The following is a 24,835-nucleotide window of genomic DNA, read 5'->3' as shown; positions in this document are numbered from 1 at the left end:
CTCCGTACGCCGACCCCGGCGCGGGGTCATACGCTCGTCTTCCCCGCTCCAGCGGAGTGCAGCTGAGCCAGGCGCACAAGCCCCTTCGCCGAGAGGTCCGGCACATACACCGATGCCAGGGCAGGCGCGATCCTGGCGAGCTGCCCGCTCGCCGGATACGTCATCCAGAGCGGTTGCTCCGCGGCACCGAACTTGGCCTTGAAGCGCCGAAGCGAAGCGAAGCCGTAAGCGGGTTCGAGCCAGGTCGCCAGCCGCGGGATCAACCTGCTGACGAAGGTCTCAGCCGCCCCGGTGTGCGGGGCGAGCGGTGTGCCGGACAGGCTCAGGGTCGAGAGGCCGTGCTCGGCGCTGCGCAGCGCCGTCGTCGCGATGAGGAACTCCATCACACCCGGCATCGCGTCGTCGCCCCGCCGCATGACGTCCAAGGTCCACCCGGCAGGCTCGCCGTCGCCGAACGCGGGCAGCCAGCTCGTCACACCGTGCAGTCGGCCCTGCTCGTCGTAGGCGAGCATCAGTCGCACGGCGCTGTCCTGCAGCTCGGCGAAACCGCCGAGGGTGAACCCCATCTCTGGCAGGGCTTTCTGGCCCGCCCAGCCCGCGCACACACGCTCGACATCGGCACGCTGCTGGGCGGTGAGCTCGGCGAACGATCGCCACTCGGCACGCAGCCCTTCGCGGGCGGCCCGATTGACAGCCGTCCGGAGGTCCTGGCGGCGCTTGCCGGACAGCGTGAACGTCGCCAGGTCCATCGAGGCTTCCGTGCCGACTGCTGTGCGCACCCAGCCCAGACGCTCCGTCTCGGCGACGACCTCATCGTGCACGCTGTAGAAGACGGGAACCCAGCCCATCCGCTCGCAGTGCTCGACGAACCCGAGCATCACGTCGAGACGTCGTCCGGGACGCGCGACCGGGTCCGACACCGTGAACGCCACCCCGCGGCCGACCCGGTATGCGACGGCACCGGCATCGTCTGGAGCGAACCAGACGGAGTTGTCCTCCCAGGTGCCCATGAAGGCCATCGAGCCCGTGGACCCGTCGACGATGAGCGAGCGCATGCGCGCGCGTTCCTCTGCGGTGGCCGGGGACGCCGTTCGGCGCACCAGACGGCGGGCGAGCAGAATCAGGGCAACGGCCATCACGGCAGGAAGCGCGCACGCGACGACCGCCCCGGCGTACCACTCGAGGTCAGCGATCGAGAATCCCTGATCCGCGACGTCGCTGACGATCGCCGCGACCACTCCTTCCGTCACCGCGAGCACGACCAGAGTCGTCTGCGCCGCCACGGCCAGCACCACCCCGATCAGGCGTCCGCGCAACAGGAGCACAGCGGACGCGAGCGTCAACAGTCCCACCAGCAGATTGGCGACCGGGCCGACGACGTACCCGACTGGGGCGAGAAGCCCGTCCGCCTCGGGGAGCAGGAGGGTGATGAGGGCACCGGCACCCATCAGGAAGAGCAGAGCGCACACCGCGACTCGAACCCGCGGCAGAAGAGATGTGTGAACGTGCAGGTCGCGCCCGGATCGGGTCGCGAGGGCGCCGATCGCAAGCCCGGCGAGCGCCGCCAGCACCCGGATGACGTCGGCTGCGTGCCCGTCGAAGAGCAGGAGCGCCGCGCTCGCGGTCAGCACGCCCCAGCGGGTCGCCTGTCGCGCTCGCGGTCGCAGTCTCGCCGACACCGCCATCAGCAGCGCGGCGGTGACGAGCGAGGGCGCCCAGAGCTGTTCCCCCTCGATGCCGGCGGCGACGGCCTCGCCCATTCCGGCGCCGACAGCCAGCAGGCCGCCCCCGATCAGGAGCGCCGAGACCACCGCGATACCGCTGAACCCGAGCGCGCGCACCGTTCCGACCACGCGTTCCGCCACCCCGATCGCCACCACGGCGGAGATCAGCCCGAGGACGTTCAACAGCACACTGGCGGCAGCGCCCTCGTCGATCGCCGGCGAAGCGAGCACCATGCCGACGACCGCCAGGACGGCCGCGACGAGCGTCGCGGGAAAGCGCACGGCGAGGCCGACGGCACGCCGCCGCCTCAGCTGGTTCATCCCGCTGTCGTCACTCATCTCGTACTCCTTCATCGCTTCCCCCACAGAGCGTCTCTGTCCGCCGCACGCCTGATCTTGCAGACGCCGGCCGGTCGCCCCGCCCGCTGAATGCATCCGGCGGACGGATCCGTCTTCTCAGCCAACCGTGCCGACGATAGGGCCGCATCGTCCCAGAGGCGGATCCCGACCCGCCGATCGGGGGGTATTCGGCCCGGCTCTCCCCACACGGGCGTGGAATCTTCTAACGTCGGAGGAGGCGCGGCGCCGGTTCGCGGCCCGGGAAGCGGAGCACTGGATGATCACGGTCGTCGTCGTCGACGATGAGGCACTCGTCCGCTCGGGCTTCAGCCTCATCCTCAACACAGCAGACGACATCGAGGTCGTCGCGACCGCGACCGGCGGCGACGCGCTCCAGACCATCGAGCGCGAGCGGCCGGATGTGGTCCTGCTCGACATCCGGATGCCCGATGTCGACGGGCTCGCCGTCCTCAACGCCCTGCGGACCAGGCCGGATGCGCCCGTCGTCGCCATGCTCACGACCTTCGACGCCGACGAATACATCATGACGGCGCTGCGCCTCGGCGCCGCAGGGTTCGTCCTCAAAGACACGGAGCCTGAGCAGCTGGCGGACTACGTCAGAGCCCTCGCCGCCGGGGGCGTCGTGCTATCGCCGAAAGCGTCGCTGACGCTGATGCGGAGTGACCGGCTGCTCGAACCGTCCTTGGACGCCGAGGCGGGCAGGGTGCACGACCTGACAGCGCGCGAGAAGGAGGTGCTTCGCCTCGTGGCCACCGGACTCTCCAACGCCGAGATCGGAGCGCGGCTGTTCCTCGGCGCCGGCACGGTCAAGGACCACGTCAGTTCGATCCTCAGCAAGCTCGGCGTCACGAGCCGCGTCCAGGCTGCGCTCGCGGCGCAGCGCGCCGGGCTCCTCGACGCCGCGACGGACGAAGACGCACTGTGAACTGGTTCATCCGTCTGTGGCGGAGGCTTCCACCCTTTGTGATCGATCTGCTAGCCGTCGCCATCGCCGTCGCCGACGCGGTGATCTACGCCGGCGATTTCGACCCGCTCAGCATCGTCTTGACGGCGGTCGCGTGCGGGGGCCTCCTCCTGCGCCGCCGCTTCCCGCTGATCGCCTTCCTCCTGACGCTGCCGTCCAATCTCGTGCAGAACCTCCTCGCTGCGCCGATGATCGCACTGTTCACCCTGTCCAGGATCTCCCGTCGCCGCTGGCTTCTCGCCGCCTGTGCCGCGGCGTTCGCCGTGTCGACGGTCTTCCCGTGGCCGCTCACGGCGGACGGGGACGACCAGTTCGGGACGGCGGTCTACTTCGTCTACCAGCTGGCGACGGCGGCCGCACCCCTCTTCCTCGGGCAGCTGGTGCAGGCGCGGGAAGACCTGGCGAAGCGTCTGGCCGAGATCGAGCAGGCCCGCGAGCACGAGCGAGAAGCTCTACGCGGAGTCGGTGCTCACCAGGGAGCGGGCGCAGCTCGCACGGGAGATGCACGACGTCGTGTCGCATCAGGTCAGCCTGATCGCCGTCCAGGCTGCGGCGCTGCAGGTGGCCGGCACGAGCGCCGACGCGCGGGAGGCAGGCGGCACGATCCGCCGGCTGAGCGTCACGACGCTGGACGAGCTGAGGTCGATGGTAGCGCTGCTGCGCGTCGCGGGCAGTTCGAGCCCGGGCCTGGCCCCGCAACCGACCATGGCAGACCTGCGCGCCCTCGTGGACACGAGCGGCATCGCGGCCGAGGTGCACGGAGAGCTGCCAGCCGATGTCGGCGTCCCCGTGCAGCGCGCGTTCTATCGGACGGTGCAGGAGGCGCTGACCAACGTCCGGAAGCACGCCCCCGACGCGTCCGTGACGATCGACTTCTCGTCGACCGTGTCGACGGTCACCGTCGTGGTGGCCAATACGCGAGCGACCCGGCCGGCGCTCACGCTCCCCGGGGCGGGCGTCGGGCTCATCGGGCTTCGTGAGCGGGCCGACCTTCTCGGCGGGACGTTCACGGCCGAGCCGACGGCAGACGGCGGGTTCCGCGTGTCGATGACCCTCCCCGTCGTCCCGGACTGAGCAGCGAGGGCGGTCGCGCCGGCACCCGCCGATCGGCGGGTCTCGCTCCCCCATCGGATGCATTCTCCCGTCGCCACTTCGGCCGAACGGCGGATACCCCCGGCGTCGCGTTCGACCCAGGCTGGTAGTGCACGCGCCGCCCGCTCCCTCACCGATTGGACACCGCTCATGGACGCCAACGACATCCGGATGATCGCCGACCTCGCCGAGTCGATCCGCGTCGCATCACCGGTGAAGAAGGACACCGAGTCCGCCGGGCTCATCAACCATCTGGTCGCGACGCAACCGGACGCCGTCTACTACCTGGTGCAGACCGTCCTCGTGCAGACGGCCGCCATCGAGAAGGCGAAGCGAGCGACCACCGACCCCCGCGCGCTGCGCCTGGACACTGCGTCCAGTCGGTCGGACGCGTGATTCGCCGACCGGTGACAGTGGTCGCCGTCGCACTCTCGATCCTGGCGCTCGCGACGGGATGCGCGGCCGGCACGGCGGGGCTGCCGGACAAGACGCCGACGCTGAGCCTCGGCACCACATCCGTCGATCCCGCCCAGGTCACGGTGGTGCAGAACGGCGCCGCACCGCGCGTGAGGACGTACACGGGGCGTCCTGTCGTGGCTGCCACCGGCGCACGGCTCCGCCTGACGCTGTCCGGCGACGCCCTCCCCCGCGTGCTCAGCATCGGTCAGTATCCGCGACTCTCCCCCGACGGCACGCCCGTCGACGGCGGCGACGTCGTGGACTGCGTCACGTCGAAACGCTGCGACCTCGCTCACGACGACCTCGGCTACACCGTGACCCTCCCGGCCGACCCGACGGCGAAGGCCGTCATCGTACGAGCGGTCTACGCGCTCGACACGGACGCGGCCGCCAGTCTCCCCGAAGGCTCGACGGTGAAGCTCGCCGTCGTGTGGGCCATGGATGTGCGCCGCTCGGACGCCTGATCTCGCCGACCGAGAAACGAAAGAACCCCACCCCCGCGCCTGCGGAAGTGAGGTTCTCGTGGTGGGATTTCTCCCGATGGTGGAGCTAAGGAGATTCGAACTCCTGACCTCTTCGATGCGAACGAAGCGCGCTACCAACTGCGCCATAGCCCCTTGAACTGCTCCAAAACCATAACACCCCGGCGGGAGCAAAATCGAATCGAGGCTAACTCGCGGCGCGTCGCCTGCGGAGGACGGCATCGAGGTCGATCGCGCCGTCGGCGAGGTCGTCGACGAGGCCCATCGCGGCGTACCTGCTGGGTGCCTGCCTCGGTGCAACCGCGACCGACGCGGAGGCCGATGCTGCCGCGGAGGCCGATGCCGACGCTGCGGGCAGCACGGGCGCCATGGCGACCGGACGCAGCGGCAGCGGCGCAGGAATGCGCTCGGCCGGGACGCGCTCCGTGGCCTTGCGCTCGACCTCGGCGCGGGCGGCGGAGCGGCGGAGTTCGGTGGCGGCGTCGATGGAGGCCATCGCCGTCGCGGCGATCGTGCCGCGGGAGAGGTGCAGCGGCTTCGGCAGCGGGCGGGGTGTCCAGCTCTCCTGGCGCGTCGGCGCAGCCTGGCGGATGTTGTCGTGGGTCGCGTCGTCGTAGAGGGCGTGAGCCATTGGTGCTGCGGCGGGCACGAAGGCCACGGCCGGGGCGACGTGCTCCGCTCCGGCGAGGCGGACGAGCATCCCGGTGGCCAGCACGGCGGCGACAGCGGAGACCGCGAGCGCCATCCACGCGCCCGTGGTGACCAGGGAGACCGTTCCGACGACTCCCCCGAATACGGAGGCGACGAGCACGAGCGTGCTCAGTCCGCGCGAGCGGCGCAGGCGTCGGCGGCGTTGCGAAGACATGGCCGGTCGCGTCGTCGTCGCCGCGAGGACGCGGGCACGCTGCGCGGCGGCGGCGCGGGACGCACGTTCCAGGGCGATGGCGTCGGCTGCGGCGGCTTCCGCCTCCTCGGCGATGCGGCGCTCCTCCTCCGCGATGGCCTGCTCGCGGCGCGCGTGGGCGGCCGCGGCGGCCCGGGTCTCGGCGAGCTTCTTCTGCTCCGCACGCTTCAGGATGCGCTGCTGCTCGGCGACCGTGCGGGCCGTGGCCTCCATGCGCACCTGCTCGGGGACCTCGCTCGTCTCGGCGAGGATGCGCAGCGTCTGCTGCAGCCTCACCGCGTTGCGTTCGGTCGCCAGATACTCACGTCTGCGCAGCCACACCGGGATGAGGTAGGCCAGCCAGAGTGCAGCGGCGATCGCTACGACCACCCCACCGCCCATCACGTCCCCAGTCATGCCTCTACGGTAGGGGGCCGGGCGTCCAGCGCCCGGGCAGCGCGCCGGGTGTGTTCGCGATGGAGAGTTCTCTCAGCGCAGCGGCAGGCCGCTCTCAGTGCTGCCGGAACCGCGGAGCCGTCCAGACCTCAGCGCTGCCGGAACCTCAGCGCTGCCGGGCGATCGGGATGGGGATGGCGGCGGCGGCCCTGTCCTCCGCCGGGATCGTCGCCGCATCCTGAGGGGCGTTGCCGTCCAGCCACCGGCGCAACACGCCCTGGGTCAGCTCCTCCGTCACCAGGCCGAAGCAGAAGTGGTCGCGCCAGTCGCCGTTGATGTGGATGTAGCGACGGCGCAGCCCCTCGTAGCGGAACCCGAGCTTCTCGACCACGCGCAGGCTCGGGACGTTCTCCGGACGGATGCAGATCTCCATCCGGTGCAGCCCCAGCTGGTAGAAGCAGTAGTCGGTGGCGAGGGCGACGGCGGTCGGCGTGATGTTGCGCCCGGCGAACTCCTCGGAGACCCAGTAGCCGATCGTCGCGCTCGACAGCGATCCGTAGGTGATCGACGAGACGTTGAGCTGGCCGGCCAGCTGCCCGTCGTATTCGACGATGAACGGCAGGCCGTGGCCGGCGCGCGCATTGGACAGCAACGACCGGATGCTCGACCTCGTGTCGAACGACGTCGGCGCATACGGGCTGGTCGCCTCCCACTGGCGCAGCCAGCTGCGGTTGTCGAGCAGGGAACGCTCCAGACCGCGGGCGTCGCGGAGGCGGATGGGCCTGAGCCCGACTCTGCCGTCGCTGAGTGACGGTACGACGATCGCCACGGACCTCTCCTTCGTGGTGCGGCTAGTTGGCCTGGTCGGCGGGGGCGACCAGGGAATCGACGGACTCCGCAGGCTCTGCCGGCATCTCCGGCAGGATCTCGCCAGGCTCGTCGTCGAGGCCGGCCGCGAACTCGCGGAGCCAGGGTCGCAGGTCGGGGCCGAGGTCTTCGCGGTCGGACGCGAGCTGCACGATCGCCTTGATGTAGTCGAGGCGGTCGCCGGTGTCGTAGCGACGGCCGGAGAACACGACGCCGTAGACGCCGCCTGTCCAGTCCGGCGCCTGAGCCATCGACTGCAGCGCATCCGTCAGCTGGATCTCGCCGCCCTTGCCCGGCTCCGTCTTCTCCAGGACGTCGAAGACCTCCGGGCGAAGCACGTACCGGCCGATGATCGCGTAGTTCGAGGGAGCGCTGTCGCGGTCCGGCTTCTCGACGAGGCCGGTGATCCGCACGACGTCGTCGTCTTCCGTCGCCTCGACGGCCGCGGCGCCGTACAGGTGGATCTGGCTCGGGTCGACTTCGAGCAGCGCGACGACGGTGGTGTTCCGTTCCTGCTGCACTTCGAGCATCCTGGACAGCAGTTCGTCGCGCGAGTCGATGATGTCGTCGCCGAGGAGCACGGCGAACGGCTCGCGGCCGACGTGCATCTTCGCGCGCAGCACGGCGTGGCCGAGACCTTTGGGGTCGCCCTGGCGCACGTAGTGCATGTCGGCGAGCGCGGTGGAGTAGTTGACCTTCTCCAGGCGGTCGGTGTCGCCCTTCCTGGTGAGGGTCTCTTCGAGCTCCGCGTTGCGGTCGAAGTGGTTCTCCAGCGCGTTCTTGTTGCGGCCGGTGATCATGAGGACGTCGTGGAGTCCGGCGTCCACCGCCTCCTCGACCACGTATTGGATGGCCGGCTTGTCGACGACCGGGAGCATCTCCTTCGGCATCGCCTTGGTGGCGGGAAGGAAGCGGGTGCCGAGACCCGCAGCGGGGATGACTGCTTTAGTGACGTGCGTTGCCATCTGCTCAGGGTATCGGCAATTCCAGGCACCCCCGGATGCAATCTCCTAGGATTGGCACATGGATTCGGATACTGCCGCCCATCGCAAGCGCGCACTGCGCGCTGAACTCCGCGAACGACGACAGAACCTCACCAGCACCGAGCGTGCTGCGGCGACGGCTGGGATCACCCGCAACCTCACCGATCTGGCGACGGACCTGTCCGCCCGCTCCGTGGCCTGCTACCTCTCCACACCGATCGAGCCGGACACGCGTCCCTTCGTCAACTGGATGCACGCACAGGGCATCCGGGTGCTGCTGCCGATCTCCCGCGAGGACGGCCTCCTCGACTGGACGACGGGAGACGGCGAGACCGAGACCGAGGGACTGTTCGGGATGCCGGAGGCGGTCGGAGAGCTGCTCGGCCCCATCGCCATCAACGACGTCGACCTCATCGTCATCCCGGCCGCAGCCGTCGACCAGAGCGGGATGCGGATGGGCTGGGGCAGAGGCTATTTCGACAAGACCCTCGGCAGCATGGAAAAATGTCCCCCGGTGTACGCTGTGCTGTTCGACACCGAGCTCGTCGACGATGTGCCGCGCGAACGACACGATCAACCGGTCGACGGTGCGGTCACCCCGACCAGGATCGTCCAGTTCTCATGAGCCCCATGACGCCAGCACCGGGCGAACCCGCCCGGCACCACGACCTTCCCGGAGCCTGATACATGCCCACCTATTCGTACTCGTGCCGCGACTGCGGGACCGCCTTCGACATCCAGCAGGCGTTCACCGACGACGCGCTCACCGTCTGCCCCACCTGCGGCGGCAGCCTGCGCAAGGTGTTCGGTGCGGTCGGCGTGACGTTCAACGGTTCGGGCTTCTACCGGACGGACTCGCGCGGCACCAAGTCGTCGAGCACGGCGCCGGGGTCGTCCTCGTCCGGCTCTGGGTCTTCCTCGTCCGGCTCCGGGTCTTCGTCGTCCGGGTCCGGCTCGTCGTCGTCCGGCTCCTCCTCCTCGTCGTCCGGGTCCTCCAGCGCTCCGGCCGCCTCCTCGTCGTCTAACTAGTCCCACCCGATCCAGCACCACCAGACCGAAAGGACCGGCATGTTCAGAGGATTCAAGGAGTTCATCCTCCGCGGCAACGTGATCGACCTGGCCGTGGCCGTCGTCATCGGCGCCGCGTTCACCGCTGTCGTGAACTCGATCGTCACCAACGTGTTCAACCCGTTGATCGGCGCGATCTTCAAAGCGAGCAGCCTCGACAACTCGATGACGCTCGTGATCGGCGACGCCCACGTCAAGTTCGGCGCGGTCGTCGGGGCGATCATCCAGTTCCTGATCGTGGCCGTGGTCGTCTACTTCGTCTTCGTCTACCCGATCAACCTCGCGAAGAACCGCGCGCAGAAGCTCCGCAACCAGGGCGTCGTCGAACCGGATGCCCCGATCACCGAGCTCGACCTGCTCACCGAGATCCGGGACCTGCTGCAGACCCAGGCCGCACCGCCGTCCGCGGCGGGCAAGCACGCCGAGTAGCTCCCTGCGGGCCGCCGAGCCAGACAGTGACGCGCGTCACCAGTGGGGTGGAACGTCCCGCTTGAGCTGGTCGTCGTTGCTGTCCGTGCTGTCGTTCCAGGCGCGGTCGGTGTCTTCGGCCGCGCGTTCCGGCACGCCGCTCTGCGGTGCAGGGTCGGCGCCGGGCGCTCCCGCCACCCGCACCCTCCGATGCGTCCGCGCTGGTCGTTCACTCACCCATCCAGCGTAGCCGCGATCTGATTTAGCTCAGGCCGTCGGGGCTCGTCGCGTCCGAGAGTCTCTTGTCGTCCGAGGCGTCCCACTCCTCGAACATTCGCAAATAGCCGTCCTCGACCTGCAGTTCGCTGACCACCCGAGGCTACGGCTGCTGGACCGGGATCGCGATGGGTGCGGTCTCGGTGTCCGGCTCGGAGATGCCGATGAGGCGCGCGATGCGCGCGGCGACGGCGTCCGGGTCGGCGAACAGCTCGAAGCTGTGCACGCGCAAGTAGTGCCAGCCGAGACGGCGGAGCACGTCCGGACGCAGGCGCAGGGACTCGCGCAGGCTGCCCTTGTTCACGTCGTCGTCGGTCTCGACCGCGACGGCGCGGCCTCCGTTGGAGGCGACGAGCGCGAGCTTGCCGCGGTAGCCGAGCTGCACGTCCAGCCCGCGCCTGGTGAGGCGCTTGGCGAGGTCGAGCACCATCGGGTCGGAGTCGTGGCTGAGGTACTGCGCGGTCGCCGCCTGGATCTGGTCGGCCTCGCCGAGCACCTGCGACAGCGCGGCCATGCCGTGGCGCATCCTGGTCTCGTCGATGTCCTCCGGCTTGAAGCAGGAGACGATGTCCATGCCGCGGCGGGCGCGGGTCATGCCGACGGCCAGCAGCCGCTCCCCTCCCGGCTCCGCGAGTGCCCCGAAGTTGGAGAGCAGGCGGCCGTGCGGGGTGCGGCCGTAGCCGATCGAGAAGATGACGCGGTCGCGGCTCTGCGCCACCGACTGCTCCAGGGTGACGACCGTGAACGGTTCCGCCCTGTCTTTCAGGATGAAGTCGGCCAGCTCGGTGCGCTTGGCGAACGCCGCGAGCACCGCCTGGTTGACGCGGACGGCGTGCCGTTCGCTCGCCGTGATGACCATCAGGGATTCGCGCGGGCGCTCTGTGGCGTGTTCGAGCACCAGCTCGACCACCCGCGACACCTCGGCGTCCGTGCTCTCCACGGCTCCGGTGTCGCTGTCTGGCATTCCCTGGCCGCCGGTGACGTAGTTGAGGGTGAGGCTGCCGTGACCGAGGTACGTTCCCGCCCAGGGCAGCGAGTCGATCATCCCGCCGTAGAAGCGGCGATTGACGAGGTCGGCGAGGTCTTCCCCTCCCGCGCGGTAACTGCGGGTGAGGGTGTACACGGGGAGCAGCTCGGACAGTTCGGCGAGCGCCGAGCCGGCGTGCGCCGCATCCACGTCCATCTGGTCGACGGTCGTTCCGTATTCGTGGGCGCCGATGTCGAACGGCGACGGCGTCTGCGTCACCGGGTCGCCGAACGCCACGATCTGGCGGGCGCGCCGGATCACCGGCACGTTCTCCGACAGCATGGATGCGCCGGCGTCGACCAGCAGGACGGCGTCGAACGCGACATCCTGGCTGATGGCCGTCACCTCGTACGGCGAGACCAGCCACACCGGAGCCAGCGGGCGGGCCAGGTGCGGCGCGACCTCGTTGAGGGTGGCCGCCGTGGTCCTGTCGCTCTTCAGCAGCTTCTTGAGCGCCGCGGCCTCGTCCGGCCAGTCGACGATGCCGATCTTCCAGGTCTCCGCGAGCATCCAGGCGAGCTGCTGGCCGGTGGCCGACGCGTGCGCCTCGTCGACCAGGCGGAAGTCGGCTTCGAGGCGATCGAGCACGCCGGTGTTGCCGTTCAGCAGTGCGCGGTCGGAGGCGAGCAGCGACTCCAGCACGGACTGCCACCAGGCGAGTTCGAGTTCGGCGCTGACCTGTGTCTCGGGAACGTGTCGCTGCGACAGGTCGGAGAGCAGAGGGTCGAGTTTGCGGTCGCGCAGCTCGGTGAGCAGCGCCGTGCGCTCCTGCAGGTTGGCGAGCACTTCGGACTCGGCGGCGAGTCCCGCGATCTGCCTGGTCAGTTCGTCGATCGGCAGCACGGACAGCGAGAACGGCGTCCCGGTGCGGCGCAGCGGGATGTCGAGCCTGGCGAGGTCTTCTGCGACCCGCTGGTACGCCACCTGCACGTCCGCGATGCCGACGGGCACCTCGGGCACCACGCCGGCCGCGGCGAACCGCTGCCACAGGATGCGCTGCTGCTGGATGCGCCGCAGGCTCTCGTTGAGGTCGGTGACGTGAACGCCGGGGCGCACGTACTCCAGCGCCAGCTTGCGCAGCCGGCGACGGTTGGCGCCGGACATCGACGGCGACTCGCGCCGGGTCGCCGTCGCGGCGATGAGCTCGGCGATCGACCGGTCGTAGACGGCGGGCTGGAACTTGTCCAGCGTCTCGCGCACGTCGAGGAGGAGGCGCAGGTAGACGCCGAGCTCCGCGATGGATTCGAAGGGGCGCATCCTGGTCTGGCCGATGAGGCTCTTGGCGCGCTCGATCAGGCGCGGAAGCTCGGAGCGGTTGAGCTTCTTGGCCAGCTCGTGCGCCGCGTTGCCCTCCGCCGTCGTGCCGAACGACGCGCCGTACCAGGGAGAGTCGTTGGGTCCGTAGCGGAACTCGCCGAGCCGGGCGGCGCGGATGAGCGCGTCGGCCGCGGCAGGCCGGTCGCCCGCCAGCAGCTCGATGGCCGAGCGGTCGAGCCGTGCGGTCGTCGACGGCGGGGTGGGAAGCAGGGACAGCCTGGACAACTCGCCGAGCGCGTCCAGCACCGAGACCTTGAGCACCGGATCGCGGCGGGTGAGCGCCGCGCGGTAGTCGAGGAGCACCTTGCGGAGCCGGACCAGCGCCTCGTCCACGTCCGTGACCTTGGGCTGGGTGGCCTTCTCGTTGCGGCCGATGGACTGGATCACGTCGCGGCGGAGCGTGCGCGGCGTCACAGCGAGGCCGGGCAGGCCGACCTGCGTGAGCCGGTGCGTGATGTCTTCGATGCTCGACCGGCGCGGGGTGACGACGAGCACGCGCTTGTGCTGGCCGACCAGGGCGCCGATGGCGTTGACGATGGTCTGGGTTCCACCGGTGCCGGGCAGCGTCTTGACGACGATGGAGTTGCCCGCCGCGATCTGCGCGACGACGTTCTCCTGCTCCTCGTCCGCATCCAGCAGGAGCGTGTCGGTGGCGGGAGGGCGCTCGTCCTGACGGACCGGCTGCACGGGGTTGAAGGCGCTCTCGACAGTGCGGCGCGCCGACGGGTTGCCGGCCAGCGCATCCAGGACCACGGTGTCGAGGTCGTCGGCCTCCGCCCGCATCGCGGTCGCGACGTCGGCGAACGAGGAGACGACCAGCCGCGGCTGCACGTTGAACCAGGGCAGGTGCGAGGTGAGGCCGCGCAGCCTGTCGATCACCGGCTGCGGCTTGAACACGCCGTTGGTGAGGGCGAGCGCCACGAACGCGTCGGCATCGAGGGTGATCTGGAACTGCTCGGTCAGGGCGCGGGCGAGCTCGGGGTTCAGGTAGGGCTGGCCCTTGAGCTTCAGTTCAAAGTCGCGGCCGTAGCGGCGGATCGCGAGCGGCCGGAGCAGGATCGGGGCGGTGTACTCCTCGCCGCCGTGCCGCCACTGGGCGAGGCCGATCGCGAGGTGCACCGACTCGATGCCGCGCACCGAGCGCAGCTCGATGCCCTTGGCTGTGATCGCGTTAGCCGCTGCCCGCGCCGTGCGGAGCGCCAGCTCGTCGCGGATCAGGCTCGACAGCAGCGTCGACTGACCGGTGATGAACTGCGGGAGGCCACCGGGATGCGTCGAGCTCAGCTCGATGCGGGTCCGCGGGCTGTCCTCGAAGTGCAGCAGAGGGGAGGCGCCGCCCAGCGCCGCGATCTGCTCGCGCCACGTGTGCCACACCGGCTCTGCGATGTTCCCTGCCACCAGCGCCGGGTCGCCCAGGCTGATCGCGTGCGGTGACGTCGTGTTCTGCGGGTTCAGGGCGTCATCGTCCGGAATGTCCGACATCATGCCGTCATCCTCGTTCTTCCTGTCCAGTCGCCACACACGGCCACCCTACGGGCTGATTCCAGTATTCCCCTTGCAATCCTGGCGAGTTTCGCGCTAAAGGGCAGAGTCCAGGCTACCTCGCCGTGCGGCGCGTCCCTCCCCGAGCAGCGCGAGGCCGAGCACGCCGCACGCCACATAGACGAGCGCCTGCCCGTTCAGGATGGCGACGACGTCGAACCGTTCGGCCAAGAACCCGGCCGCGAGGAGCCCGGCTCCCTGGGCGGCGCCGCCGAGCGTGGTGACACTCGCGAACACGCGACCGAGCGCCTCCGGTGGGGTGACCCGCTGCACGATCGTGATCATGCCGGTGCTGGTCGCGACGGCCGGGATGCCCACGGCGATGAACAGGCCGACGTAGACGCCGACGGCAGTGGTCACCGGGTAGAGGTTCCAGGTGAGCATGGAGATCGCGCCGAAGACGAGGTACCCGGCGCCGACGAGGAGGCGCGGGGTGAACCGCCGCAGGAGCACGCCGGTGAGGAGGCCGCCGACCACGCCGCCGATCGCCTGCACCCCGCGCAGCAGCCCGACCTCTGTGCCGTTCGCGCCCAGCTGCTTCGTGACGTAGACGATGAAGAGGACGAGGAAGATCCCCTGCGCGAACTGCCCGAGCGTGGTGATCGCTGTCACGGCGCCGAGCGGGCGCACCCGCCGGATGGTGGTGAGGCCGTCGAGCCACTGGCGCAGGAAGTGGACGCGCGGGATCGGGACGGAGCGCGCATCCTGGTTTGCAGCATCCTGGGTTGCCGCCTGGCCTGTGGATGCGCGGGGCCGGCTCAGCGCGACCAGCCCGGCGCTCACGAGGTAGCTGACCGCATCCACCACCACCACGCCCGGCAGCCCAACCAGCACGAACGCCAGACCGCCGAGCGGCGAGCCGATCAGCCGGGCGAGGTTGTCGCTGACCGCCATCAGCGCGTTGCCCTGGCCGAGCTGTTCGGCGTCGACAAGGCGCGGCACGAGCGCCTGCTTGGCCGGGTTGACCACCGCTCCGAGGCACGCTTCGAGCGCCGCGACGACGTAGACGATCCACATCCGGTCGGCGGACGCCGCGAGCAGCGGGAGCAGGAGCGCGCCCTGCAGCAGATTGGCGACGATCATCGTCCTGCGGTGGTCCCAGCGGTCGACGAGTACGCCGAGGAAGCTGCCGAGCACGAGCATCGGCACGAGCTCGGCGAGGAAGACGGTGGAGGCACCGAGCGCCGAACCCGTGACAGCGAACGCGAACAGTGGGAGGGCGATCATCAGCAGCCAGTCGCCGCTGTCCGAGATGAGACTGCTCGCCCAGACGAGGGCGAAATCGCGGCGCAGGAGGGGCGAGCGCTTCCGCTCCGCCGGCTGCTGCGTGCCGGTGCCCGTGCCCGTGCGGGTCACGATGTCCTCGCATCCGGGTGGAGGTAGGCGTTGAGGTGCACGGCGACGACCTCGCTGCCGTCCGGGGCGTCGGTGCGGGTGAGCCCGATGTACGGGCGGATCAGCGCATCCACCCGGTCGCCGAGGTCGCGGAGCTCGTCCGGCGTCAGGCGCAGGGCGTAGCCGGAGAGGCGCATGGCGTCCTTCCACTCGTCCGGCATCGCGTCGCGGCCGGCGACGGCGCGGCGGGTCAGCGCGGCCTCGTCGTCGATCTGCTTCTCGACAAGCGCGCGCTCGACGGTGTCTGCACCGAGGGCGACGGCCGGGTCGTCGGTGTTGCCGAACTGCAGCCCGGTGGCCGTGGAGCGCCACGGCCGCTCGCGCCCGTCGACCGGGTCGACCGACTCCACGAGCCCGTAGCGGGCGAGCGAGCGCAGATGGTAGCTGCAGTTCGACGCCGTCGACCCGACGACCTCCGCGCACTGGCTCGCGGTCTGGGTGCCGAACGCCATCAGGTGGTTCAGCAGCGCGAGCCGCAATGGATGCGCGAGGGCACGGAGCGCGCGGGCGTCGGTGACCTGCCGCCGGTTCTCTGGTCTGCCCGATTCCTCTGGCGTGCCCGATGTGAAAGACATGTTTCACATTGTCGGCTGTCCGTTCTTTCACGTCAAGCGGGGAATGGTTGACCCGTGGACGCGTTGTTGTAGAACGTTAACGAACGCAACAGAGCTGGAGAGCGATGTCGAGCACCACCACGGCCAATATCGGATTCCGATCCGAGCGCGGCCCCATCCTGATCGCGCTGATGCTGACCACCGGACTGGTCGCTATCGACTCGACCATTCTGGCCACCGCTGTGCCGTCGATCGTGGCCGACCTCGGCGGGTTCGCCCAGTTCCCGTGGCTGTTCTCGGTCTACCTGCTCGCGCAGGCCGTGTCCGTCCCGCTCTACGCCAAACTCTCCGACACCATCGGACGCAAGCCGATCGTGCTCATCGGCATCGCCCTGTTCCTGGTCGGTTCCGTGCTCTGCGGGTTCGCCTGGAGCATGCCCGCGCTCATCGCGTTCCGGGCCGTGCAAGGCATCGGCGCGGGCGCCATCCAGCCGATGGCCGTCACGATCGCGGGCGACATCTACACGGTCGCCGAACGCGCGAAAGCGCAGGGCTACCTGGCGAGCGTCTGGGCGATCTCCTCGGTGGTCGGACCCACGCTCGGCGGGCTGTTCTCCGAGTTCACGTCGTGGAGGTGGATCTTCTTCGTCAACGTGCCCCTGTGCATCCTGGCCGGGTGGATGCTCATCCGCACCTTCCACGAGAAGATCGAACGCCGCAAGCACCGGATCGACTACGCGGGCTCCATCCTGCTCACCTCCGGCATGACCCTGCTCATCCTGGCCGTGCTGGAAGGCGGGACCGGCTGGGCCTGGAACTCGATCTGGAGCATCGGGTCGTTCGTGCTCGGCGGCCTCATCCTGGTCGCGTTCGTGCTCGTGGAGCGGCGGGCGGCTGAGCCGGTGCTGCCGCTCTGGGTGTTCTCGCGGCGGCTGCTGGTGACCACCACGCTGGTGTCGCTGGGCGTCGGCGCGATCCTGATCGGCCTCACCTCGTACGTCCCCACCTATCTGGAGGGCACGGTGCACGTGACGCCGCTGGTCTCCGGCCTCGCTGTCGCGGCGCTGACCATCGGCTGGCCGATCGCCGCGTCGCAGTCCGGACGCTTCTACCTGCGGATCGGGTTCCGCAACACGGCACTGCTCGGGTCGGCGATCGCACTCGTCGGGGCGATCACGCTCGCAGCGACCTCCGTGCATCCGAGTGTCGCGTTCGTGGCGATCAGCTGCTTCATCGTCGGCCTCGGGATGGGGCTCATCGCCACCCCGACGCTGATCGCTGCGCAGTCGAGCGTCGACTGGAACGAACGCGGCGTGGTGACCGGCACCAACATGTTCGCCCGCTCGATCGGCAGCGCGGTGGGCGTGGCCGTGTTCGGCGCGATCGCGAACTCGATCATCAGCGGCTCCCCCGGCGGCGAGCACGACCCAGGCACGGTGCAGGCCGCGGCGACCGCCGTGTTCGTGTCGGTGGCGGTCGTCTCGGCGCTGACGATCGCGGCGGGCGCGGCCATGCCGCGCTCCCGCGTCGAGGACGTCGCTTTCACCCCCGCCACCTGATACGCGCCGTGTATGGGCTTACTCGCAGCCCACTCCGTTGCCGTCGCGGTCGAGGTCGTAGATGTCTGAGCCGACCACGCGGACGGGGCCTTGCACATAGGCAGGACCGTTTCCGCTTCCTCCCGCGCAATCGACGTCGCTCGCGATCGGGACGCACGCCCCGGCGTAGTTCGGGTCGCATCCGGATGCTGCCGCAGGATCAGCGGGCGGTGCGGCCGGCTCCTGAGCGGGGGGTGGCGCGGGTTGGCGGCTGCCGACGCTCGTCACCTGATCGACAGGTGCCGTCGTCACGACTTCGGAGACCAACGTGCGCTTGATCTCGACGCCATCGCGCAGAATCACCTGGAAGGTCGTTGTCTTCACGCCGTTCTGACCGGCGGTCGTGACGGCGGTCAACCCGACATCGGTGCCAGGATCATCGATGGTCGTGGCCGCAAATGGGACCGGCTCGTCGACAGTCACCGTCTTGGTCTCGACCACAGGAGTCGGCGTGGTCGATGGAGTTGCGCTCGGGCTCGAGTCGACTTCCGCCGCGAACCCGACGGGGTCCGAGGCCGGTGCGTGCGGTGCCACTGCGTTGGCTATCGCGGTCGTACCGACTACCAGGACGAACGCCGAAGCGGCGACGACCCAGGTCGTCCGCGCGCGCATCCATCCGTTTTTCTGAGTCTTTGTCAGGTTTGTTCCCACGCAGCGAGTATGCGCCAGAGCATTCAGCCCGGCAACAGCCCAGAACGGGGTGCAAATTACGGCTTGCGCGCGAGGGTGACGAACTCGTTGTACGCGAACGCCTTGCCGGCGGCGCGCGGGAACGGGAAAGAGTACTGGCGGATGGGCGTCAGGCCGAGCTTCACGCTCAGGGCGCGCAGGCCGTCGAAGTCGACGAACGTCACGTGCGTTGCGTCGCTGCGGTAGCCGCGCTCCTGCGGCGTGATGAACACCACCTGTCCCCCGGAACGCACATACGGGAGGTAGCTCTGGATGAGCTCCACCGCGAAGTCCGGATCGAGATGCTCGACCACGTGCGCGACGAGGGCGGCGTCGAACGCGCCTGGCACCGCATACGGCGTCGACGGGAACTCGTCGCTCGTGAACGCCGTCAGCCCGCGGGCGCGGGCCGTCGCGATCGACTCGGGGTTGTGGTCGACGCCGACCCCGTTGTTGCCGAGGTGCGCGAGATTGCGGCCGAGACCGCATCCGATGTCGAGCACGCGGCCGAGGTGCATGTGCCGGATGTTGTAGCGGTACGGGGCCTGGACGTTGAGCGTCCTCCTCCACCACGAGTTGTCGAGCCTCCGGAGGCGCTCCGCGTATTCGAGGCCGGCCGTTCCGCTGCCGGAGCCCCCTGGGTCTTCAGCCTTCGCTGCCGTCACAGTCGCCCACCTTCGTCTCGCATCCCTGCAACGGTACGGCACCGGTACAGCCCCTTCAAAGCATTCACCCAATAACATCGTCAGGGAACTGTTCACCGTTGATGGGATTGAGCCGAATGGCAACAGGCAGGGGCGCTTCGGGGCCGAATAAACGCGACCGCCGGGAAGAGGCGAGGGAACATGCCCGCCTCATGCGCGAGGAAGCCGCCAAGAAGGCCAAGCGCAAGAAGATCATCGTGCAGGGTTCCGTCATCGTCGGAATCATCGCGGTGCTCGCCATCGTCGGCGGGTTCATCTTCGCCGGTGTCAGCGCGGCCAACAACGTGGCCAACCCCAAGAACATGCTCAGCGGCGGCATTCTGCTGACCAAGGCGGACAAAGCGGTGACCACCCCGGCCATCGCGAAGGGCTCAGACCCGACGCCGACCAAGCAGACGCTCGACGGCAAGACGGCGCACATCCAGATCTGGCTGGACTACCAGTGCCCATACTGCGACCAGTTCGAGACCACGAACTCCGCGCAGATGAAGCAGTGGATGGCCGACGGCCAGGCCACGCTCGAGATCCACCCTGTCGCGATCCTCGACTCCTCGACCAACAAGAAATACTCCACCAGGGCTGCGGCAGCAGCATCGTGCGTCGCCAACTTCATGCCGGACAAATTCTTCGACGTCAACAGCGCGCTGTTCGCCAACCAACCGGATGAACAGACCGGCTCCGGCCTGACGAACGCGGAGATGCTGAAACTGTTCAAGACAGCGGGGGCGTCATCGCAGGCGATCACCGACTGCGTGAACGATCAGCGGTTCGCGAAGTTCGTCACCAACCGCACCCAGTCGGCCAGCGCCGACACCCAGCTGCGCGGGACGAACGGGTTCGGAACGCCGACCGTGTTCGTGAACGGTCAGCGGTACTCCGGCGGCTTCACCGATGCGTCCGCGTTCGCGACGTTCGTGCAGACCGCGGTCAACGACGCGGGCAGCAGCGGAAGCGTGACCTTCCCGACGCCGTCGCCCTCCAAGAAGTAGCGCGAGACGGAAGACGCCCGGCCGGTTGGCCGGGCGTCTTCTGCGTTCCCGCGGCGCGGTGTAGCGTTCGCTGCACCAGCACCAGACGGCGAAGGGAAACACCATGGACCGCATCCCGGACGACGGCATCGACGGACTCGACGACGACCTGCTCGGCGACGCAGACGCCGGAGACACGGCTGGCTGGGTCGACCCGGCCGACGGTGACGTCGACTACGCGGCGAACGACCCGATCGCGGCCGCCGACTTCGCGGACGACCTGGTGACCACGGATGCGGTCGCCGGCGAGACCGTCTGGCCGGGCGCCGGAGACGGCAACGACGGTCCCACCGGCGGCTCCCCCTCTGAGGCCTCCCCGTCGTACGACGAGCACGCCTCCGCCGCCGATGCCGACGCGGACCCAGACGCCCCCGACGCCGCCCGCGACCCCAACGCCTGACCCGCCCCCCAAGCAATCGAGTCGGGACTTATGTACGCGACACGCTGGCGTGTCGCGTACATAAGTCCCGACTCGATGATGTGGGGTCAGCGGGAGGCGCGGAAGGTGTGCAGCTGGGCGAGGGTGGGGTAGGAGGACTGGGCGCCGTGGCCGGTGGCGGCGTATGCGCCGACGGCGGCGGCGAAGGCCGCGGCGGAGGCGAGCGTCTCACCGGCCGCGAGGCGCACCGCGAGTGCCCCCATGAACGCGTCGCCGCATCCGGTGGTGTCGACGGCGGTGACCGGGACGGCCGGGACCGACTCGTGCGCGCCGTCGTCGAAGACGAGCGCGCCCTCCGAGCCGCGGGTGACGACGGCACGCCGGATGCCGCGGTCGGCGAGCCGGGATGCGACCTCCTCCGGTGAGACCGCCTCCACGTCGACGCCGAGCAGCGTCGACGCCTCGTGCTCGTTGACGAGCAGCACGTCCGTCGCCGTCAGTAGTTCCTGCGGCACCTCCGCATACGGAGACAGGTTGAGCAGCACGGTCGCGCCGGCGGCGGAGGCGCGCTCGGCGGCGGCCAGCACCACGGCCGTGTCGATCTCGAGGCACAGCCCGAGCACGCCGCGGCCGGAGAACGCGTCGCTCCCCCGCACGTCGTCGGCGGTCAGCCGGTCGTTCGCGCCGGGGCTGACGACGATCGTGTTCTCGCCGTCGGCGTTCACCGTGATCATCGCCGTGCCGGTGGCGACGCCGTCGATCCGCCTCACGCGGTCGACGTCGGCGCCCGCACGGCGCAGCGCGTCGGTCAGCAGGTCGCCGTGCGTGTCCGCCCCGACGGCGCCGAGCATCCGCACGTCGCCGTCGAGGAGGGCGGCAGCGGCGGCCTGGTTCGCGCCTTTGCCGCCCGGCAGGGTGACGAGCTCGGAGCCGCGCACCGTCTCCCCCGGACCGGGGAAGCGGTCGGTACGGACGACGAGGTCGGCGTTCAGCGAGCCCACGATCAGGATGCCGGAGTCAGTCATGCCCCAAGCCTCTCATTTCCTCTGCTCGTCCCGGCCTCGCCGCCCGCTCCTGCCGCCGCCTCACGCCTCGGCCGTGACGGGCTTCGGGATGAGGAACGACACCGCGAGGGCGACGACTGTGATCGCGGCACCCACGAGCATCCCGGCGCTGTAGCCGACTGTGGATGCGCTGCCCGCCGGACTCAGGACGACCTGCAGCACGGGCAGCAGCGCGAAGCTGAGCCCGGCGCCGAGGTTGAACGCACCCGCGTTCATGCCGGGCAGGAAGCCGGGGTTGTCCGCCGGGGACAGCACGATGCCGAGCCCGTTGAGCATGATGTTCGCGATGCCCGCGTAGCAGACGCCGATCAGCACGGTCGCGACGATCAGCACCGGCAGCGACTGCACGCCGACGAACGCCATCAGCACGGTGGCGACGATGCTGCCGACGAGTCCGACGCGCAGCACGTTGCGGTAGCCGAGCGTCGGCGCGAGGCGTCCGGCGAACGGTCCGACGATCCAGCCGACGATCGCATACGGGGTGAGGAAGGCGAGCGAGGCCAGGTCGGCCTGCATCCCGAACCCGGCGTCGCCGTTCTGGGCGAGCGAGGTCACGAGGCCGTTGACGACCGCGAAGACGCCGGTCATGGTGAGCAGCGTGGTCACCAGAAGCGCCCAGGTGCTGCGCTGGCGCAGGTACTTCGGCGGCACCAGCGGTTCCCGGATGCGCTTCTCGACGAACCAGAACACCACGAACGCCACGAGGGAGAGCACGATCCCGCCGATCACGAGCGTCCAGTTGGCCGCGGCCAGCTTGCCCGCTTCGTTGAGCGCCATCAGCAGTGCACCGATGGAGACGACCAGCGGGAGCACGCCCCACCAGTCCATGCGCGTTCCGGCGGACGGCTTCGACTCGACACCCCAGATCAGGACGAGCGCGACGGCCACCACGGAGACGACCGCGATCACCCAGAACACCGACCGGAAGCCGAGCGTCGTGGCCAGCCAGCCGCCCGCGATCGCGTCGATCCCGGCGATGCCGCCGTTGACAGCGGTGAGCAGGCCCATCGCGGCGCCGTACTTCTTCGGGTCGGAGATCTCGGCGCGCAGCATCAGCAGGCAGACGGGAACGACCGGCCCGGAGACGCCCTGGATGGCGCGGCCGACGTAGAGCATCGGCAGGTTCACTGCGAGGGCGGCGACGATGCTTCCGAGCATCATCACCAGCAGCATCCCGATCAGGATGCGCTTGCGGCCGACGATGTCGCTGAGGCGCGGCAGGAACAGCGAGAACAGCGCGGCGAGCGTGAAGAACATGGTCTGCGAGAGGCCGACAGAGGCGTCGTCGGTCTTCAGCTCGTGCGAGATGGTGACGAGCACCGGACTCAGCATGCTCGCGTTCAGCTGGAACGCGACGCAGGCCGCGAGCAGCGCTGCGGTGAGGGCGACAAGGCTCTTGCCGCCGCTGGTCAGTCCGGTTCCGGTGGAGCCGGTGGAGGTGGTCACGCTGCTCATGCGCGGACCTCCCCGATGCGCTCAAGAGCGTCCACGACGAGCGCCCAGAAGCGCTCGCGGTCGAGCTCGGTCGCAGCCCAGGTGGTGCAGTCGTCCGGCGCGGGGGCACGGAAGTCGGCCACGGTCATCCCGAGAGTCAGCGCGCCGCTCAGCTCGATGTCGATCGGCACCTTGACGGTGCGCACGATGCTGGGGTCGATCACGTACGCGACGGCGCACGGGTCGTGGACCGGCGGGGCGTCGAAGCCCTGCGACTCCTTGTAGGTGTGCCCGAAGAACTCGAGCAGTTCGACGACGAACTGCGCTGGCTTCGTGCCGACGGCCTTGATCGCCTCGACGACGTCGGGCGTCGCGAGCGCCTGGTGGGTGAGGTCGAGACCGACCATCACGACCGGCCAGCTCTCGTTGAAGACGATGTGGGCCGCCTCTGGGTCGATCTTGATGTTGAACTCGGCGACGGCACTCCAGTTGCCGGTGTGGTAGCCGCCGCCCATGAGCACGACCTCCTTCACCCGGTCCGCGATGCGCGGCTCCTTGCGGACGGCGAGCGCGATGTTGGTGAGGCCGCCGGTCGGGACGAGGGTGACCGTGCCAGGCTCGTGCGCCATGATCGTGTCGATGATCAGGTCGACCGCGTGACGCGCATCCACCTGCATGGTCGGCTCGGGGAGGACGGGGCCGTCCATGCCCGAGTCGCCGTGGATCTCCGGTGCGTTCTCGATGGTGCGCACCAGCGGGCGGGTCGCGCCTGCGGCGACGGGGACGCCGACGATGCCGGCGATCTCGGCCACGGCGAGGGCGTTGCGGGTCACTTTCGGCAGCGTCTGGTTGCCGACCACGGTCGTGACAGCGAGGAGTTCGATGTCGGGGTTGCCGTGCGCCAGCAGCATCGCGATGGCGTCGTCGTGCCCTGGATCGCAGTCGAGGATGATTTTCTTACCCGGATTTGCCACAGGGGCTCCACTTCGTCGGGGGATGAGTTAAGCGCTTAATGCATATCACGTTAAGCGCTTGACGTTAAATCGTGCGCCGATAGCATCGACGTATGCCCCGACCATCCAGAGTCACAGCTGCGCAGGTGGCCGCGCACGCCGGGCTCTCGATCGCCACCGTCTCGCTCGTGCTCAACGACAAGACGCACGGCCGGGTCTCCTCCGCCAACATCGAGCGGGTGCGGGCATCGGTGGCCGAGCTCGGCTACGTGGTCGACCAGGGCGCGAGCGCCCTCGCCCGCGGACGATCGGACCTCGTGGTCCTGATCGCGCCCGACCTCTCCAACCCGTTCTTCGGCTCGGTCATCCAGGGCATCGAGCAGCAGCTCGGCCCCCGGTTCCAGCTGCTGCTGTCGGTGACCGAGAGCGGCGTGCAGCCCTCCGCGTCCGACGTGCGCCGCTTCGCCGGGCTGCGGCCGGCCGGCTACCTGGTGGATGCGCCCTCCGACGCGTTCCTCGACGAACTCGGCGACGACGTGCCCCTGGTGGCTCTGGATGCGCCGGAGCTGCGCACCGACGTCGCCAGCGTCAACTACGACATGCGGGATGCGATCGACGAGCTCGCCGCGCACCTCGCCTCCCGCGGGCACACGGCCCTCGGCTACCTCGACAGCATCACCGACACGCGCACCTTCCAGCTGCGCCGCGAACAGCTCACCGTTGCTGCGCAGCGGCACGGGATGACCGTGAGCGCACCGGATGCGGCCCGCAGCATCATCGAGCTGGGCGCGGCGGCGGCGGCGTTCGCGGAGGCGTGGCCGACCTGGACGGCCGAGGGCGTGACCGCGGTGGTGTGCGCGACCGACACGCACGCGTACGGGGTGCTGGAGGCGGCCCGCGCATCCGGACTGTCGGTGCCGGGCGACGTGGCGGTGACGGGCTTCGACGACCTCCCGTACTCGCGCGTGACGGCCCCGCCGCTCACCACGGTGCGCCTCCCTGGCGAGCCGCTCGGCCGCGCCGCCGCCGCCCGCCTGCTCGCGCAGATCGACGCCGCGCCGTCCGCGGACGCAGGCGCGTCCACCGCCGCCGCCCCCGCCGACCTGATCGCGTCCCTCATCCCCCGAGGTTCCACCGCCCCCGCATGATCGAGTCGGGAGTTATGCACGCGACACCCCGACGCATCCCGGCGTGTCGCGTGCACAAGTC

Annotated in this window: 25 protein-coding genes and 1 tRNA gene; 11 read left to right on the top strand and 15 right to left on the bottom strand. The window is 69.6% G+C overall.

The window, feature by feature from the left end:
- Positions 1-26: 26 nt before the first annotated feature.
- Positions 27-2,063 (bottom strand): bifunctional lysylphosphatidylglycerol flippase/synthetase MprF, encoded by a 2,037-nt coding sequence (locus AC37TH_RS10300; protein ID WP_490764262.1) that lies wholly within the window; start codon positions 2,061-2,063, stop codon positions 27-29.
- A 277-nt stretch (positions 2,064-2,340) separates the two neighbouring features.
- On the opposite strand from AC37TH_RS10300, the gene AC37TH_RS10295 reads away from it, so the two are divergent.
- Entirely contained in the window at positions 2,341-3,009 is a 669-nt protein-coding gene (locus AC37TH_RS10295; RefSeq protein ID WP_490764261.1) for a response regulator, read from the top strand.
- A gap of 50 nt (positions 3,010-3,059) precedes the next feature.
- Here the strand turns inward: AC37TH_RS10295 and AC37TH_RS10290 are convergent, their stop codons facing one another.
- Positions 3,060-3,488, bottom strand: coding sequence for a hypothetical protein (locus AC37TH_RS10290; protein WP_490764260.1), 429 nt, complete (start codon positions 3,486-3,488; stop codon positions 3,060-3,062).
- 25 nt (positions 3,489-3,513) lie between these two features.
- Here AC37TH_RS10290 and AC37TH_RS10285 point away from each other — a divergent pair, with 25 nt between their 5' ends.
- The 3 genes from AC37TH_RS10285 (at position 3,514) to AC37TH_RS10275 (ending at position 5,063) form a co-directional block, all read left to right on the top strand.
- Entirely contained in the window at positions 3,514-4,122 is a 609-nt protein-coding gene (locus AC37TH_RS10285; protein ID WP_490764259.1) for a sensor histidine kinase, read from the top strand.
- Between the two features lie 168 nt (positions 4,123-4,290).
- Positions 4,291-4,536 (top strand): DUF2076 family protein, encoded by a 246-nt coding sequence (locus AC37TH_RS10280; RefSeq protein WP_490764258.1) that lies wholly within the window; start codon positions 4,291-4,293, stop codon positions 4,534-4,536.
- Positions 4,533-5,063, top strand: coding sequence for a hypothetical protein (locus tag AC37TH_RS10275; RefSeq protein WP_490764257.1), 531 nt, complete (start codon positions 4,533-4,535; stop codon positions 5,061-5,063). Before AC37TH_RS10280 ends, AC37TH_RS10275 begins: the two co-directional genes overlap by 4 nt.
- A gap of 77 nt (positions 5,064-5,140) precedes the next feature.
- Here the strand turns inward: AC37TH_RS10275 and AC37TH_RS10270 are convergent.
- The 4 genes from AC37TH_RS10270 to galU all read right to left on the bottom strand — a co-directional run bounded on the left by AC37TH_RS10270 (position 5,141) and on the right by galU (position 8,192).
- Positions 5,141-5,216 (bottom strand) — tRNA-Ala (locus AC37TH_RS10270).
- A gap of 52 nt (positions 5,217-5,268) precedes the next feature.
- Positions 5,269-6,381 (bottom strand): hypothetical protein, encoded by a 1,113-nt coding sequence (locus tag AC37TH_RS10265; protein ID WP_490764256.1) that lies wholly within the window; start codon positions 6,379-6,381, stop codon positions 5,269-5,271.
- A 145-nt stretch (positions 6,382-6,526) separates the two neighbouring features.
- Positions 6,527-7,189: a GNAT family N-acetyltransferase gene (locus tag AC37TH_RS10260; RefSeq protein ID WP_490764255.1), complete on the bottom strand. Its 663-nt coding sequence runs from the start codon at positions 7,187-7,189 to the stop codon at positions 6,527-6,529.
- Between the two features lie 22 nt (positions 7,190-7,211).
- Positions 7,212-8,192: a UTP--glucose-1-phosphate uridylyltransferase GalU gene (gene galU, locus AC37TH_RS10255; protein ID WP_490764254.1), complete on the bottom strand. Its 981-nt coding sequence runs from the start codon at positions 8,190-8,192 to the stop codon at positions 7,212-7,214.
- 58 nt (positions 8,193-8,250) lie between these two features.
- Between galU and AC37TH_RS10250 the strand changes: the two genes are divergently transcribed.
- The 3 genes from AC37TH_RS10250 (at position 8,251) to mscL (ending at position 9,707) form a co-directional block, all read left to right on the top strand.
- Positions 8,251-8,835 carry a 5-formyltetrahydrofolate cyclo-ligase gene (locus tag AC37TH_RS10250; protein WP_490764253.1) on the top strand — a complete coding sequence of 195 codons (585 nt, stop codon included), beginning with the start codon at positions 8,251-8,253 and terminating at the stop codon, positions 8,833-8,835.
- A gap of 62 nt (positions 8,836-8,897) precedes the next feature.
- Complete coding sequence (locus AC37TH_RS10245) at positions 8,898-9,239, top strand: FmdB family zinc ribbon protein (protein WP_490764252.1); 342 nt, start codon at positions 8,898-8,900, stop codon at positions 9,237-9,239.
- Positions 9,240-9,278: 39 nt separating this feature from the next.
- Positions 9,279-9,707: a large conductance mechanosensitive channel protein MscL gene (mscL, locus tag AC37TH_RS10240; RefSeq protein ID WP_490764251.1), complete on the top strand. Its 429-nt coding sequence runs from the start codon at positions 9,279-9,281 to the stop codon at positions 9,705-9,707.
- Positions 9,708-9,743: 36 nt separating this feature from the next.
- Here mscL and AC37TH_RS10235 read toward each other — a convergent pair whose 3' ends face one another.
- The 4 genes from AC37TH_RS10235 to AC37TH_RS10220 all read right to left on the bottom strand — a co-directional run bounded on the left by AC37TH_RS10235 (position 9,744) and on the right by AC37TH_RS10220 (position 15,818).
- Positions 9,744-9,923, bottom strand: a complete 180-nt coding sequence (locus tag AC37TH_RS10235) for a hypothetical protein (protein ID WP_490764250.1) — start codon at positions 9,921-9,923, stop codon at positions 9,744-9,746.
- 142 nt (positions 9,924-10,065) lie between these two features.
- Complete coding sequence (locus AC37TH_RS10230) at positions 10,066-13,791, bottom strand: AAA family ATPase (RefSeq protein WP_490764249.1); 3,726 nt, start codon at positions 13,789-13,791, stop codon at positions 10,066-10,068.
- A gap of 93 nt (positions 13,792-13,884) precedes the next feature.
- Positions 13,885-15,204 (bottom strand): MFS transporter, encoded by a 1,320-nt coding sequence (locus tag AC37TH_RS10225; protein WP_490764248.1) that lies wholly within the window; start codon positions 15,202-15,204, stop codon positions 13,885-13,887.
- The gene (locus AC37TH_RS10220) at positions 15,201-15,818 is read right to left on the bottom strand and encodes an ArsR/SmtB family transcription factor (RefSeq protein WP_490764247.1); all 618 of its coding nucleotides are present in this window, start codon (positions 15,816-15,818) and stop codon (positions 15,201-15,203) included. The genes AC37TH_RS10225 and AC37TH_RS10220 overlap by 4 nt, the downstream gene beginning before the upstream one ends.
- Positions 15,819-15,922: 104 nt before the next feature.
- Here AC37TH_RS10220 and AC37TH_RS10215 point away from each other — a divergent pair, with 104 nt between their 5' ends.
- Positions 15,923-17,356 carry an MDR family MFS transporter gene (locus AC37TH_RS10215; RefSeq protein ID WP_490764246.1) on the top strand — a complete coding sequence of 478 codons (1,434 nt, stop codon included), beginning with the start codon at positions 15,923-15,925 and terminating at the stop codon, positions 17,354-17,356.
- Between the two features lie 18 nt (positions 17,357-17,374).
- On the opposite strand, the gene AC37TH_RS10210 is transcribed toward AC37TH_RS10215, so the two are convergent.
- Positions 17,375-18,007 (bottom strand): G5 domain-containing protein, encoded by a 633-nt coding sequence (locus AC37TH_RS10210; RefSeq protein WP_490764245.1) that lies wholly within the window; start codon positions 18,005-18,007, stop codon positions 17,375-17,377.
- Positions 18,008-18,102: 95 nt separating this feature from the next.
- Entirely contained in the window at positions 18,103-18,729 is a 627-nt protein-coding gene (locus tag AC37TH_RS10205; RefSeq protein WP_490764244.1) for a class I SAM-dependent methyltransferase, read from the bottom strand.
- Between the two features lie 191 nt (positions 18,730-18,920).
- Between AC37TH_RS10205 and AC37TH_RS10200 the strand changes: the two genes are divergently transcribed.
- Positions 18,921-19,757: a DsbA family protein gene (locus tag AC37TH_RS10200; RefSeq protein ID WP_490764243.1), complete on the top strand. Its 837-nt coding sequence runs from the start codon at positions 18,921-18,923 to the stop codon at positions 19,755-19,757.
- 103 nt (positions 19,758-19,860) lie between these two features.
- Positions 19,861-20,196, top strand: coding sequence for a hypothetical protein (locus tag AC37TH_RS10195; RefSeq protein WP_490764242.1), 336 nt, complete (start codon positions 19,861-19,863; stop codon positions 20,194-20,196).
- 86 nt (positions 20,197-20,282) lie between these two features.
- On the opposite strand, the gene AC37TH_RS10190 is transcribed toward AC37TH_RS10195, so the two are convergent.
- The 3 genes from AC37TH_RS10190 to uriH are packed head-to-tail and all read right to left on the bottom strand — an operon-like array spanning position 20,283 to position 23,647.
- On the bottom strand, positions 20,283-21,200 hold the full coding sequence (locus tag AC37TH_RS10190) for a ribokinase (protein WP_490764241.1): 918 nt from the start codon (positions 21,198-21,200) through the stop codon (positions 20,283-20,285).
- A 60-nt stretch (positions 21,201-21,260) separates the two neighbouring features.
- Entirely contained in the window at positions 21,261-22,694 is a 1,434-nt protein-coding gene (gene uriT, locus AC37TH_RS10185) for a uridine transporter UriT (RefSeq protein ID WP_490764240.1), read from the bottom strand.
- The gene (gene uriH / locus AC37TH_RS10180; RefSeq protein ID WP_490764239.1) at positions 22,691-23,647 is read right to left on the bottom strand and encodes a uridine-preferring nucleoside hydrolase UriH; all 957 of its coding nucleotides are present in this window, start codon (positions 23,645-23,647) and stop codon (positions 22,691-22,693) included. Before uriH ends, uriT begins: the two co-directional genes overlap by 4 nt.
- Positions 23,648-23,739: 92 nt before the next feature.
- Here uriH and AC37TH_RS10175 point away from each other — a divergent pair, with 92 nt between their 5' ends.
- The gene (locus AC37TH_RS10175; protein WP_490764238.1) at positions 23,740-24,774 is read left to right on the top strand and encodes a LacI family DNA-binding transcriptional regulator; all 1,035 of its coding nucleotides are present in this window, start codon (positions 23,740-23,742) and stop codon (positions 24,772-24,774) included.
- Positions 24,775-24,835: the final 61 nt, after the last annotated feature.

It is taken from the genome of Leifsonia sp. McL0627, from assembly GCF_058244615.1.
Note: the sequence above shows the minus strand (reverse complement) of the source record. Positions and strands in the feature narration are given on the sequence as shown.